Genomic DNA, 15,591 nt, shown 5'->3' on the forward strand with positions numbered 1-15,591 from the left:
ATTATTTATAAGGTTATGTTAATTCCCATATTCATAGTTAAGGCTTTCGGATAACCGTTTAATTCAATCCCCTCGGTAAACTGTCCACCAAAGGAACTTACTTCTGGATCATAACCGTGATAATCCGTGATTATGAAAAAGTTTTGTAGGTTAAAATATATTCTGGCTGCCTTCAAATTAAGTACATCCAATACGGAAGAATCAAAGTTGTATGAAAGGCTCAAATTTTGCCCCCTAATAAAACTACCATCAAATACTTGGCCTGAGTCCGCTCCATCAAATTTGGTAATGTTTTTCCTGACCCTTGGATACATAGTGTTTTGATTATCTGGAGTCCAGGCTTGGTCAAAAAACTTTTTATAGGTGTTACCATAGCCCATACGGTCTACAAAAAGAATTATAGAGTGATCCAATATATCATTGCCCTGACTAATACGAATATCCACACTCAAATTCCAATTCTTATAAGAAAAGCTATTTCCAATGTTCATTGTGTAATCCGGAAGTCCACTGCCAATAATCTGCTGATCTTCAAAATTTAGTAAACCATCATTATTCTTGTCCTCTAACTTTATATCGCCCGGTATTCTACCGAACTCTGCCGCTTCTGTAGCTTCATTGGTACCCCAAGTACCTAAACGATTATATCCCCAGAATGACCCTGCAGCTTCTCCTACACGAAAAACTTGCTGATTCCACCAGATAGGCGCAGTAAAAATATCATTATCCTCTGTTCCAAGAGAAAGTATTTCATTTACGTTTTTGGTAAAATTGATGGAACTGCTCCATGAAAAATTATCAGTTCTAACGTTGGTAGTGCTTAACAACAATTCAATACCGCTATTCTTTATAGATCCTGCGTTTGAAAGTATTGAGGAGTACCCAGTAAACCGCGCAATAGGAACGTTGAACAGCAGGTCCTTGGTTGTTCTAGTGTAATAATCTGCGGTTAGGTTAATTCTATTGAACAAGCCAAAGTCCAATCCCAAATTTACCTCTTCCGTTTTCTCCCATTTAAGATTATCATTCCCTATGGTACCCTGTGAAGTTCCTATTACCCTTTCATTGTTAAACACAACGTTCTGAACTCCAGGGCTGGCAATCCGTGCATAATTGCCTATACCATCATTACCCGTAAACCCATAGGTTGTTCTTAGCTTAAGGTCACTAATTGCTTCTGAATCCTCAAGAAAAGCTTCATTGGAAATTTTCCAAGCTAAAGCAGCTGAAGGAAAAAAGGAATATTTATTATTTTCCCCAAATCGTGAAGATCCATCATAGCGCCCGGTAGCTGTTAGCAGGTATCTATCTTTATAACTGTAGTTAATTCTTCCAAAATAGGAATCTGTAGTATACCTATTGAAAAAACTGTTTACAACAGGTTCGGCAGTTCCTTGGGCTACATTATAAAAACCAAAAAATTCATCAAAATCCTGAGCAAGTAAACTTGATCCAAATTGCTCATTTTCCTGTCTAGCCGTACCCAAAACTACACCTAAAACATTGTTTTCATCTAGTTCGGGGTTAAATGTCAAGGTGTTTTCCAAAAGTGATTGACTGGAATTTTCATTGGACAAGGCTGCCGAAGTTCTATTTACAAATGTATCCAAGCGACTGGCTACAGACCTTCTACCTTCCAAATTATAATCTTGTAAAGAATAGGAAGTTCTTAATTTAAGATTATCCGTGAAATCGATTTCGGTAAAAATATTGCGTGTAACTTGCCTTCTAAAAGATATCTGGTCCAAGGAACTCAATCTATCTTTTGGAGTTGCCCCATACCATATATCCCAACCGCCAGAATCATTTTTTAAATCATCGGCATTTACCAAGGTTCCATCTTCATATCTTGTTGGGTAAATAGGTAAGTAAAATAAGGTAGCCATAGTAATATTATCGGCACCGATTCTCCAGTTATCGACAATGTTGGTTTTCGTATCGCTGTATGCCAATGCTCCTCCAATTTTCAGCCAGTCATTAATTTGAAAGTCGCCATTGAACCGCATGGTGTTTTTCTTGAAAAAGGTGTTTAACAAGACACCTTCATCATCCTGAGTACCTGCCGAAAGGGAAACGTTATAATTTTCGCCCCCTCCCCTAACGTTCGCAAAATACTGCTTGGAAAAACCGGTTCTAGTTGATTCATCCAACCAATTGGTGTCATATCTTGGGGCTCCAAAACGAGTTCCATCATCAGTAAATAATCTTGGGTATGTACCAGGGTAATCAGCTACAAATGACCCATCACCTGCACCCAAAGCGCGCTGATCTTCATCAAGTCTTACTTTTAAGTCTTTCCAATATTCGGTACTATTAAGTACTTCTGGTTTGTTGGCAAGTCTTGATACCTGAAGATTGGAGGTAATATCAACTGTCAATCTGCCAAATTTACCTTTCTTTGTAGTAACGATAATAACACCATTTGCTCCTCGGGACCCGTAAATAGCTGTGGCAGAGGCATCTTTGAGTACAGTTATATTTTCAATATCATTAGTGTTGACCAATGCTATGTCCACACCTATTATACCATCAATAACATACAATGGTTCATTAGTAGCGTTTAATGATCCTTTACCACGAATGGTAACTCTCATCTCTCCTCCTGGTCTACCCGAACTATTATAGATGTCCAACCCTGCCACTTGACCTTGTAGGTTATCCAAGGGATTAATAGAAATCCTTTCCTGGATCTTTTCAGCGCCTATGGTTGCAACCGCCCCAGTAAGGTCAGACTTTTTAGATGAACCATAACCAATTACAACAACCTCATCCAAGCTTGACGAGCTTTCCTCCAATACTACGGCAATACTTGTTTTTCCACTTACATTAATCTCCTGACCGGCATACCCAAGATAGGAGACGACTAATATGGCGCTTTCTGAGGATAGCGTTATAGCAAAATTACCATCAAAATCAGCCTGAGTTCCGTTAACCGTACCTTTTTCAACAATACTGGCACCAGCCAATGGAGTGCCATTTGTATCCTTTATTGTTCCGGTAACACTAAATCCCTGAACAATCTCCTTTTCATTAAATAATGCGTCATTCCTTAATTCTAAATCTATATGTCCATAATTCAACAACATAGTAGATTCTTCAGCTATTGCCTTAGGGGCGGCACATACAAATGCCAAGGCAAAGAGCGGACAAATTCCCTTTTGGAGGGCTTTAAACATTTTTTTCATAATTCACATTTTGGTTTTAGTTACTGCTTTTCAATTCTTTAATACCTGTTGCGTCTCAGATATTAACATGGTGATTCCCTTTTGTCAGGGTGGTGCACCTTTCTTTGCTATTTCAGCTTTCATATTAATCACATTTTAGTTAAACTAAATCGGTTTAGTTATGTGGTTTTAAAAAATAATTAGTTAAATTCAAGTATTAAAAAGTCCCACATGATTTTCTTATTTCAAGTTTGGAATCAAGTATTCTTGTATTTTCAATATTCTCTTTCATTCCCTCAATTTCATTTATTAATATTTCCACTGCAATGTTACTCATATCTTTTACTGGCTGAATAACCGAAGTAATGGGTGGATCTACTAAATCAAAAGCACTTAATTCATCAAAACTGACTATAGCCACCTCCTGAGGCACTTTTACATTCAACCTTTTAAGTTCTCTTAGACCAACAGAAGTAAGGTAATGTGTTGAAAACACGATGGAATCTACTGAATTGGGGAATTTCAATAATTCTCCAATTGCCATTTTGATTTCATCTTCATAATTTTCCGTGCTCAATTCCAGAACGAGATTTTTATTGAATTCAATATTATAATCATTCAAGGCACTATGATAACCTAGCAACCTTTGTTTAATAGCCTCCAATCCTGGTTTTAATGTTATTAATCCAATTTTTCGCCTACCCAACTTCAATAAATGTTCAGTCACAGTTTTTGACCCATTAAAATTATCGACAATTACATAATTGGTTTCGCTATCGGTATAGTGCCTATCTATCAATACGAAAGGAAATTTATCCTCCTTTAATGACTCAATCTCTTTTAGGTTCTGCTGCGTTGATGCGATAATTAGTCCTTCAACCTGCCGGTTGAGCATTGACCGAATTAATTCAGCCTCCTTTTTCGGATCCTCATTGGAGCTACTAAAAAGTACGGTATATCCAAGATTTTTCGCTTTCAACTCCACATAACCCGCTATTTTAGAATAAAACGTATCTGAAATATTAGGAATAATCAGGCCTATGGTCTCACTTTTCCCTCGACTTAAACCACGGGCAAGTTGGTTAGGAACATAATTATGCTTCTTGGCATAATCGATGATTTTTTTCTGAGTTTCCTGACTAATTTTGTTTTCATCCCCTTTGTTATTCAAAACCAATGACACTGCCGTTTTGGAAACATCCAGTTTTTTTGCAATATCTTTTAGGAAAACTTTCTTCATAACTAACAAGAACTAAATCGGTTTAGCAATAACCACCGGAACATACTTTTTCACCAATTCCGATTAACCTTTAAAAGCCTATTTTGCTATAGCTTTAACCAATATGAACAACTAAATCCTGGTTCGACATTAATTAACTAAAGCGGTTTAGGAATTTCAATATTACATATTTATTTTTAGAAAATAAAATTTATAAGGCATTTTTTTTGTGATATAATCAATTTCTAAGCTCCAAAATTGATAATGAATACCTTGGAATATTATCAATACATCTGCTAAATGGAAGAATATTAAATAAATTAGTTCAGCATACAGTCATAAACATATATGACAAATATATAGTTCTTCATCTTTACATGGTCTCGTAAATGAGTAAAATTGCTATATAAATCATAGACCTGAAAAACCGGTAATAATTTTTAACAAAATGATACAGAATACAGTATGCTCTAATTGTATCTAAATGTATCTAAATGTAAAACTCTACAAAAATATGATCTACTTATTGCCACGACCCATTTATTACATGTTTAAAATAGTATTGAATTACTAACCTAATTATTCTTTCCCCCCTTTCATTCAGAAATAAACTGTGTTTAAAGTAGTAAACCTCTTCCGAGTTATAAAAAAACAGAAGAGTACTACATTTTTTTTCTCCTACGTATTTTTCCTCCTTTTAATAATTAAATAAAAGAATAACCATATAACTAATAATTACTCAATATTAGACACCTAATAATAGTTAATATTCATTCAAATCTGGAAAATAACACATAATATTCATGGCTACAGATAATATAAATTTGTAGTGACCTTCTTAATAAGAAGTGGATGATTTTTCTTTTTCCAAATAAAATCAACCTGAATATATCTTATTTAGCCTAGAGTAGAAAACCTAATAATTCAGAAAACAAGAAAGGAAAAAATTGCATAGCATAATATTTCCCTACTATAATGAAACACAACCGTTCCTATTAATTCTTAAGACATAGGTACTTCTTAATTATAAGGAATGTAATAGGATTAATTGTGGGTTAGTGTTCCTATATATTCATTAATAACCTAAATCGAAAATTATGAAAACCTAAGACAATTTAAAACCTAACTAACTTGATAGGTTGACCACGAGGAAGTAATACAACTAAACTATTGAAAAAGATGACTAATCAAACTAAAAATTATGAAATGTAAATTATTGCTACAACGATGGCCGGCCACTGGTTGTCCACTTTACGCATGTGTACTGTTACTGTTTCTATGTTCGGCACTTCATGCGAATGACCCATTACTATCAAACACGATTGAAAATGACCTTGACGTAATAAAAATTTCAAATGTAATTTCCACAAGCTTTCCACAATCTACCATTACAGGTACAGTGGTTGACGAAAATGGTATTGGTTTACCCGGTGCCTCGGTGGTGGAAAAAGGTACTACAAATGGTACACAAACCGATTTTGACGGGAATTTCACCATTAATGTATCTCAAAACGCTACTCTGACCATATCCTACATCGGGTTTGTAAGCAAAGATTTTGTTGTGGGTAGTTCCACTAAAATAAACGTAGTACTTCAGGAAGATGCCGCATCTTTAGATGAAGTGGTGGTTATTGGTTACGGTACTCAAACTAGAGCTGAAGTAACCAATGCGGTTTCCCAGTTGGCAGGTCCTGTTTTAAAGCAGACACCTGCTATTTCCACCTCCAACGCGCTTCAAGGACAAGTTCCTGGGCTTTTTGTTGTTCAGAGTGGTTCTGCTCCAGGTTTCGATGATTCCGTATTAAGAGTTCGCGGTTCTAGCACCTTTAATGGAAATGTTCCTGTATTAATTGTTATAGACGGAGTTGCCAATAGAGATCCGGATGGTTTAAACCGTATAGATAGTGGAGATATTGAAAGCATATCGGTCTTAAAAGATGCCTCTGCGGCTATTTATGGTGCTCAAGCTGCGGGTGGTGTTATTTTGGTCACCACAAAACGGGGTAGAACAGGAAAGGCAAAGTTTCAATATACTACTGACCAAGGTTTTTCCAGGCCTATAGGTAAACTTGGTGTGGCGAATGCCCTTCAGTTTATGAATATCAATAACACTGCAGATGAGTTGGATGGCAGACCACTTGGATTTCCCCAAGAATTGATTGATAACTTCCAAAATGGTACCAGAGAATCAACTGACTGGTGGGATGATATAATAGGAGGCAGATCTCTTTCACAGAGCAGACATTCGCTAAATGTTAGTGGTGGATCGGAAAGAGTCAAGTATTTTACTTCTTTTGGACATGCCAGACAAGGGGCATTGGCTGTTAATGATGATAAAACGCAATTGCGACAATACAACCTCCGATCTAATTTGGATATTGATGTTACTGATAATTTCAAAGTGCAATTTGACCTTCACGGAAGGCGTAAATATACCCAACGACCTCAAGGGGATACGGGTGGTGTCGGAAATCAGCTTGCCGTAACTAGCCCTTTGTTACCAGCATTCATTAATGGGGATTCCAATTTTCCCACATCAGGTTATTCAGAATTTAATCCCGCCGCTAGGGTTACTAGCCCAGGTTATGGCAAATTTAACAACGACGTATTTAATGCAAGTCTTAATTGGGACTTAAAAATGCCCTGGTTGACAGAAGGAATTTCATTTAAAGGATTTGCCGCCTATGATCAGGCGTATTGGGCGGAAAAAGAGTTCAACTTCACTTGGAACTGGTATGAACTGGATCAAAATGGAGAACCAGTCCAAAGAAATTCCAGAACTATTGAGCCCCCGGGCCTTACTCAAACCTTTAGACAATCCAACCAAACTACAGTAAACTTTAGATTGGAGTATGAAAAAAGATTTGGTAAAGATCATGATCTAAAAGCTTTCGTAGCATATGAACAAAATGAGGGTGCAGGTAATTTCTTCCAAGCCGGTAGACTTAATTTTGAATCTGCCGCAATTGACGAATTATTCGCGGGTAGTCTTAACCAAGACAACTGGAAAACTGACGGATCTGCCTCTGAAACCTCTAGGCAAAACTATTTTGGGAGGTTATCCTATTCTGCCTTTTCCAAATATCTTTTTCAGTTCAACTTTAGATATGACGGCTCAAGTATCTTTCCCAAAGGAAATAGATTTGGATTTTTCCCTGGAGCATCGGCAGGATGGCGTCTTTCTGAAGAATCCTTTATCCCAGAGGTATTCAGTGACTTAAAACTAAGAGGATCTTGGGGTATATTAGGGAATGATAGGGTAAGCCCATTTCAATTTTTGCAGGCATTTGGTTTTCCATCTGGCCTTTCTGGAAACTCAGGAGGATATGTCATTGGCGGTGAAGATGTACAGACCTTGGTTCCCGGTGTTTCACCAAACGCCAATATTACCTGGGAAAAGACTGAAAGCGTTGATATTGGTCTAGAAGGATCTTTATTTGATGGGAAATTGGGATTTGCCTTTGATTATTTTAAACAGAATACAACAGATATTTTGGCGGCAAGAAACTCTTCAATTCCAAATGTATTCGGTATTTTACCCCCCAGCGAGAACATTGGTGAATTTTTCAATGAGGGTGTTGATGCCCAAGTAACCTATAACTACGATAATAGAAATGGTTTTAACTTTGGCATCACTGGTAATTTAACCTATGCAAGAAACAGAATAGAATTTTTTGACGAGGTGCCCCCCGCAGAAGGTTCGGAATTCCAAAAACTTGAAGGCAAACCTCTTAACTCCCAATTAGTCTATAAATACATTGGAATATATAGAAGTCAAGAAGATTTGGACAATAATGTAAATTATCCAGGTGCAGGTTTAGGAAACCTAATTTTTGCCGATTTAAATGGAGATGGCACTATAAATGGAGACGACAGGTATAGATATGACGCCAAAGCCTTTCCAGAAATTCAATACGGTCTGAATATTGTAGCCAACTATAAAAACTTTGATATGAGTATGTTGCTTCAAGGTCAAGGTAGGGTAAAAAAGACGGTAAATAATGAATTTAATGCTTCTGGAGGCGGTAATAATTTAGCATATTTTGTAGATAGAACGTACAGCTTGAGCAATACTGATGCCGAATTCCCAAGAATAAGAAGAACTGGATTAGATGGTGGGGTCAGTAGTGATTTTTGGTATCGTAATGCTGACTTTTTAAGGTTAAAGCAGATGTCCATTGGCTATAGTCTTCCCGATAAAGCTTTGGAGAAACTAAAGAGTTTAGAAAGTTTCAGACTTTATGTTAGCGCAACAAATATTTTGACAATTTTTGATGCACTAGGCGAATATGAACGTGGTGACCCAGAGTTTACGAACAATTTTAATTTTCCGCAGTTGAGTACCATCAATTTAGGACTAAATGTAGGTTTTTAAAAACGAGATATGAAAAATTTAATTAAAAGTACGAGGACATTTTTAGCTCTAACACTTTTATCAAGTGTAACGATTGGTCTAAATTCTTGTAATGATGATATACTGGAATTAACACCATTGGACCGTATCAGTGAAACAGCAGTTTTTACAGACGAAGTGTTTCTGACAAATTATGTTAATGGCAATTACCGAGGTATTCGCCAACAATTTAACCCGGATGCCGGAGGTTACGAAGGCCTAACTGATATTGCCACCTTCCAAGATCAGACCATACAATACGGCTCTTCCGCAGTATCCTATAGGGAAGGTAATCTTTCTCCCGATGTGGTCGAGAATTTCACAAGAGTCATAGATAACAATGGCAGTACACATTTATGGAAAAACTCTTATGAATATATAAGAAGAATAAATGTATTTTTTGAAAACACAGAAGGTAGTACAGAGTTGAACGAGGATAGGTTAAGAGTTTTGACCGGAGAGTCTGCGTTTCAAAGGGCATATATATATTTTGAACTTTTACGTCACTTTGGCGGGGTACCTTTGCTGACCACATCAGTGGCTTTGGAGGAATCTGAATCTACCCCTGTTACGAGGTCAACTTATGACCAGGTAGCACAATTTGTTTTGGACGAATTGGACAGAAGCGCCCAGCTTTTGGCAGGAGAAGATATGCAAACCGGCAGGGCCAGCCAAGGTGCTGCCTTGGCCTTAAAAGCAAGATTATTAATGTATATGGCTAGTCCTTTGAACAATCCCTCCAACGATATTTCAAAGTGGCAGGCAGCAGAAGCTGCTCATGAAGCCGTTTTCGCTCTAGGCTATAGTTTGCATCCCGACCATGAAGCAATTCAAAGAAAACCTATAAAGACGGATGAAGTGATTTTCGGACGGGAATATACAATACAAAACGGAACTGAATCAGTCGCCTTCGGTATTGCTTGGGGCTATAATTACGATTTTTGGCCAGCCGGTTTTGACGCCCAACAAAAACAAGTACCAACACAGCGCTTTGTGAATATGCACCAAATGACTAATGGAGAATATCCTTATTTGGATGAGAACTTTACACTAAACCCAGCTTCTGGTCATGACCCCCAGGATCCGTTTGTGAATAGGGATCCAAGGTTTTATTTTAATATCCTTTATCCGGATGCTCCAGTAAACCTCGTGGATGGAGGCAGAAGTACACAAAGGACCTATGAATATTGGGAGGATGCCAATCCCAATATTCCAAATGAGAATCCTACTGAGGTCGACCCTATAAATGGTCAGGTATTGTATGACTTTGGTCGTGACTCCAGATCATATTGGGTAGAAGGACGTACGCCATTTCATTGGAATGTTCAAACAGGATATATTTTTAATAAATTGTTGGATTTTGATGGTCCTAGAGCTGACACCCAATATGAATACAATAACGTTAGCACGTTTATTAGGTTAGCTGAAATGTATCTTAATTATGCAGAAATACAAATAGCTTTGGGCAATGAAGACGGGGCCAGAACTTATATTAATATGGTCAGGTCAAGACCATCGGTCAACATGCCTCCAATTACTGCAAGTGGAGCAGAACTGGTAAAGGTTTATAGAAATGAAAGAGCTGTTGAACTTGCTTTGGAAGACCATAGATTCTGGGATTTATTGCGCTGGAAAGCAGGTCCCGGAAACATAGATATCAATCCAGTCAATGGTTTAAAATCGGTTACCAAAGACTGGTCGGACGGAGGAAAACTTAGCTTTGAATATGGCCCTATTGTTGAACAAAGAGAGCCATGGCCAGGAGACTATTACTATCTATTACCCATTCCAAGGGATGAAATCAACAGAACGGGAATTGAACAAAACCCAGGTTACCAATAGGCCATTATTAATTGTGGTTTAAATATATTAAAGCGCCGATATTTATATATCGGTGCTTTAAAAATTAAGATTACTTAAAGGTGAAAATTACTATAATAATGGATAAATCTTTGAATCTATTTTGGTGTAAATACATATATGTTTGTATGTTTTTGCCATTCTTTTTTTTCACTATTTCTTGTTCGGAATTTAAAAACCGGCCTGATAAGAAATTATTTGAGAAAATAAGTGCTGCGGATTCCGGAATACATTTCGCCAATATCCTTCAAGAGAATGATTCCATAAATTATTTTGAGTATATGTATATCTATATGGGTGGAGGTGTTGCCATTGGTGATCTTAACAACGATGGCTTACCGGATATTTATTTTACAGGGAACATGACTGAGAATAAGCTCTATTTGAATAAAGGAGATTTGACATTTGAAGATATTACCCAAGAAGCAAATGTTGGAGGAGATGATCGATGGGTTACAGGAGTAACTATGGGCGATGCCAATGAAGATGGTTGGCTGGATATATACGTTAGCGTATCCGGAAAATGGACTACAACTAAAAATTTACTTTATATTAATGACGCAAAACATGGTGAAATACCAACCTTTACAGAAGCCGCAGAAGAATATGGAGTAGCAGATACAGGAAATAGTACTCAAGCCGTGTTTTTTGATTATGATTTGGATGGCGATCAAGACTTATATGTCGTTAATTACCCTCTGGTCAGTTCAAGAACTAGTATTAGCGCTTTTTTAAATTTTCGCTATAATGCACCTTATGACAAGAGCGATCGCTTATATAGAAATGATGGTAATAATAAATTTACAGATGTTACACAACAATTAGGCTTAAACAAATATGGGTTGTCTTTAGGCGTTTCTGTTGGGGACTACAACCAAGATGGCTGGCCAGATATCTATGTTTCAAATGATTTCAGTACCCCAGATTATTTTTTGATCAATAATAAAGATGGCACCTTTACAGACCAAAATCTAAATTTGACCAACCATACCTCTTATTTCGGAATGGGAACTGATGTAGCGGATTTCAACAATGACGGCTTATTAGATCTTTACCAAGTGGATATGATGCCCAAGAGCCACCGAAGGGCAAAGGAAAATATGGATAGTATGGATCCCGAAAGATTCTATAACATGGTGGATCATGATATGCATTACCAATACTCCATAAACACATTGCAATTGAACATGGGAAATGATTCCATTGGACTCCCTCATTTTGGAGATATTGCCAAAATAGCTGGTGTTTCTTCTACCGATTGGAGTTGGGCTTCTATTTTTGCAGATTTTGATAATGATGGTTTAAAGGATATTTATGTTACAAACGGGGTGAGAAGGGATATAAACAATAGTGATTATTTCAGAAGTGATGCACTTCAGAATTTTAAAAACGAAAACCCCTTAGATCTTACCTTAAAAATACCATCGGAAAAAATAGACAATTTTGCCTTTAAAAATAATGGCGATTTAACTTTTGCCAATGTTTCGGAAGAATGGGGAATAAACTATAATGGCTTTTCAAATGGCGTTGCTTATGCTGATCTGGACAATGATGGAGATTTGGATTTGGTGTTGAATAATTTGGATGACACAAGTGTAGTTTATGAAAATAAAACATCTGATAATAAGACAAATAATTATTTAAGAATAAAATTTGAAGGACCTAAAACCAATGCGCTTGGATTAGGTTGCAAAATATGGCTTGAGGATAATGGCGAAACTCAATTTCAAGAAATGACCTTATCTAGAGGTTTCCAATCTTCCGTAGAACCAATAGCGCATTTTGGTGTTGGTACAAAAGAAAATATTAAAAAAGTAAAAGTGTTGTGGCAAGACGGCAAAGAAGAAATATTAAATGATATCAGTGCAAATCAACTCTTAACCGTTAACTATATAAATGCTTCAAATCCTAAGTCAGGTACAGAATCAATTAAGAAAACATCCTATTTTGAAGATATAACCAAAAAAGTAGGGCTGCAATACAAACATGAGGAAAACAATTTTGACGATTTTAGTTATCAGGTACTCTTACCACACAAAATATCACAATATGGTCCTGCCTTAGCAGTAGGGGATATAGATAATGACGGCCTGGATGATTTTTATATAGGCGGAGCCAATAGGTCCCCAGGTGCGCTATTTAAACAAAATACTAACGGTACTTTTTCCAAGTTTTCAGACAATGTGTGGAATATGGATAAGGATCAAGAGGATGTTAGTTCTGCCTTTTTTGATGCCAATGGTGATGGGTTATTAGATCTGTACGTCGTTTGCGGAGGTAACGAATACGGAAAGGAAAACAAATATTACCAGGATAAATTTTACCTTAATAAAGGAGCTGGTGTCTTCGTTAAAGATGACCAGGCTCTTCCCATTATGACCACAAGTGGTTCGACAGTGGTTCCCACAGATTATGATAATGATGGCGATATAGATTTATTCGTTGGAGGAAGAATTACCCCAAGAAACTATCCTGCCGCTCCAAAAAGTTATATTCTAAGAAACGATAGCAATAAAGAGGGAGTCAAATTTGTGGATGTTACCGAAGAAATAGCTCCAGCACTTAGTAATTTGGGAATGGTGACTCAGGCAGAATGGATAGACATTGATGGGGATGACAAAAAAGACTTAGTACTTATAGGAGAATGGATGGGCATAACATATCTTAAAAATATAAATGGAAAGTTTGTAAACAAAAGTGATTCGGCCGGGTTTGCGGATACCACTGGTTGGTGGTTTGGAATGACTAGCTGTGATTTTGACAAGGACGGGGACATTGATTTTATTATGGGCAATTTAGGTGAAAATTACAAATACCAAGCCCATGAAGATGAACCTTTTAGCCTCTATACCTATGATTATGACAACAATGGGAAAAATGATATTGTACTGAGCAAAATAGAAAAAGGCACCCAGATACCTGTACGTGGCAGAGAATGCTCCTCACAACAGATTCCTGCAATCAAAACCAAATTCAAAGATTACCATTCCTTTGCTACTGCTAGTCTTGAAGAGATATATTCAACTGAACATTTGCAAAAATCCACACACTACGAAATAAAGAGTTTTGCCCATAGTTACGTTGAAAATATTGGGAATGGGAAATTTAAGTTTCACCCAATGGATAATTTGGCTCAAATAGCGCCAATAAACTCTATGGCAACCCATGATATTAATAAAGATAGTAATCTAGATGTCATTTATGCCGGAAACCTATATGGATCGGAGGTTGAAACCCCAAGAGGGGATGCTGGCTATGGGGGGCTTTTATTAGGAGACGGAAATGGCGGACTAAAAAGCACCATGCCCTATGAAACTGGCTTAATGATTAAGGGAGAAGTCAAATCAGTCAAAAAATTACGCTTGGCCAACGGAAGTACTGGCATTCTATTTGCAAAGAACAATGATTATCTACAATTACTGAAAATATTATAATTCCTGATCCATTAAAGCGATTTTGATCAATCACATTATTGCCTGTGGATAATAAATGGAATTGAAGGCATCACTAATTTTCATACTATTAGTGGTTTTGAGTTAGTTTTAAAGAGTCCGTCTAAAACATGTTTTATGGCGGGCTTCTTTTTTATTGCCATCTTGTAGCTGTAAATAAATGTAAGCCAACTAATGGCTATTATTCCAAAATCCTTTCCATGGGTACCCAAATGAATTTTGGACGATAGTAGTCCGTGTTTACTTTATGTATTTTTGAAACGTCAAAACTATTTACGCAATAGGACACCAATAATTTATTGTCAGTTATGTACTGTGGGTGTGCCATGGCATTGTACGTGAATACCTCATCCTTTACGTTATCTTGTTCCGTAGTATGGTAAAGTAATCTCTCATTGCGCCAAGGGCCAGTCGGTGTACTGGATATATAGGAATAAATATTTCCATTGGCCAATTCCCTCGCTTGTAGAATCAAAATAAAAAGATTCCCATATTTAAACACAGAAAACTGCTCCGGTACCGGTTGCACTACTCCAATTAAAGGTGCGCTAGCAATCGGATCGGCAGTCCAGCCCTTACCATCGAAAAATTCAAAAGAATCTAGTAAATCGGTATTCCTGTTAAGTTTCCCCCTTGCTACATGAAGGGCGGTTGAGTCCTTGCTACTCCATGCGCCATAGATATAAGTATAATTACTGGTATGAATTCCCGAATGTCCATAATGCACATTGTTTAGGTTGGAATAAGGTAAGTCTTGTTGCGAAATAACCCTAAAAGTTTTAGCGTCCAAGGTAATATAATCTGTACCGGAAAATTCAAACCCCCAAGCCCCGTCACCATGTAAAAAACGAGACATGAAAACATGTAGTTTCCCATTGCTTTCAAAACCGTGACCCGGCCAATAATATTCATCGGGATTTCCGTTAATAGGTTTGAGAAAAGCGTCAGGATTGGCCATAGTCCCTTGGTATAATGCAGTATGAGTCTCTCCACTCTTATTTACAGCAATAAAGGTATTGTTGACCATTGGACTATTGATATCTCTTTTCTTGTTTTGGACAGGTGATAAAAATGAATCTCCCATCATGAATATAGATGTACTATCATCCAGTGAAAAGGAAATTACCCCATCAGCACCAGTAACGCCAAGACTATCCACCATGACTAACTTTTCAAAATCATTAGCTGCAGAGATTTCTCTGGGAAAAAGGACGCACTTTTTTTGTGTCGTGTTGCTTTTTTTGTTGGGAGAACAGGATACCATTAATAGGGCATTAACAACAGAAGTTAAAATATATATTTTCATTACGGTCCAATTTAAGTGTTTTAAAGCCATGGTTATGGTATTATCCCTAATGAAAATACAAATTAATCAATGTGTGTAATATGTTATTAGTTGATGCTTTTGAATATAGAAAAAGCGACACCGAAGACCTAAATCAAAATTCACTTTTTAAGATTTGGAAATAAACCAACTACAGAAGCTGCATAACGACCAACCAT

The 15,591-nt window shown here is 37.0% G+C and carries 6 protein-coding genes; 3 read left to right on the plus strand and 3 right to left on the minus strand.

Annotated elements, in window-relative coordinates:
* Nucleotides 1-5: 5 nt before the first annotated feature.
* The gene (locus tag B9Y87_RS14640) at nucleotides 6-3,185 is read right to left on the minus strand and encodes a SusC/RagA family TonB-linked outer membrane protein (protein ID WP_085499724.1); all 3,180 of its coding nucleotides are present in this window, start codon (nucleotides 3,183-3,185) and stop codon (nucleotides 6-8) included.
* Between the two features lie 196 nt (nucleotides 3,186-3,381).
* On the minus strand, nucleotides 3,382-4,404 hold the full coding sequence (locus B9Y87_RS14645) for a LacI family DNA-binding transcriptional regulator (protein ID WP_085499725.1): 1,023 nt from the start codon (nucleotides 4,402-4,404) through the stop codon (nucleotides 3,382-3,384).
* Between the two features lie 1,180 nt (nucleotides 4,405-5,584).
* On the opposite strand from B9Y87_RS14645, the gene B9Y87_RS14650 reads away from it, so the two are divergent.
* From B9Y87_RS14650 to B9Y87_RS14660, 3 genes are all read left to right on the plus strand, one after another.
* Nucleotides 5,585-8,758: a SusC/RagA family TonB-linked outer membrane protein gene (locus B9Y87_RS14650; RefSeq protein WP_085499726.1), complete on the plus strand. Its 3,174-nt coding sequence runs from the start codon at nucleotides 5,585-5,587 to the stop codon at nucleotides 8,756-8,758.
* A gap of 9 nt (nucleotides 8,759-8,767) precedes the next feature.
* Nucleotides 8,768-10,618, plus strand: coding sequence for a RagB/SusD family nutrient uptake outer membrane protein (locus B9Y87_RS14655; RefSeq protein WP_085499727.1), 1,851 nt, complete (start codon nucleotides 8,768-8,770; stop codon nucleotides 10,616-10,618).
* 98 nt (nucleotides 10,619-10,716) lie between these two features.
* Nucleotides 10,717-14,070, plus strand: a complete 3,354-nt coding sequence (locus B9Y87_RS14660) for a VCBS repeat-containing protein (protein WP_085499728.1) — start codon at nucleotides 10,717-10,719, stop codon at nucleotides 14,068-14,070.
* A 199-nt stretch (nucleotides 14,071-14,269) separates the two neighbouring features.
* Here B9Y87_RS14660 and B9Y87_RS14665 read toward each other — a convergent pair whose 3' ends face one another.
* Entirely contained in the window at nucleotides 14,270-15,394 is a 1,125-nt protein-coding gene (locus B9Y87_RS14665) for a DUF4185 domain-containing protein (RefSeq protein WP_176225644.1), read from the minus strand.
* Between the last annotated feature and the right edge of the window lie 197 nt (nucleotides 15,395-15,591).

Source organism: Arenibacter troitsensis, from assembly GCF_900177645.1.
Classification (GTDB): Bacteria; Bacteroidota; Bacteroidia; order Flavobacteriales; family Flavobacteriaceae; genus Arenibacter; species Arenibacter troitsensis.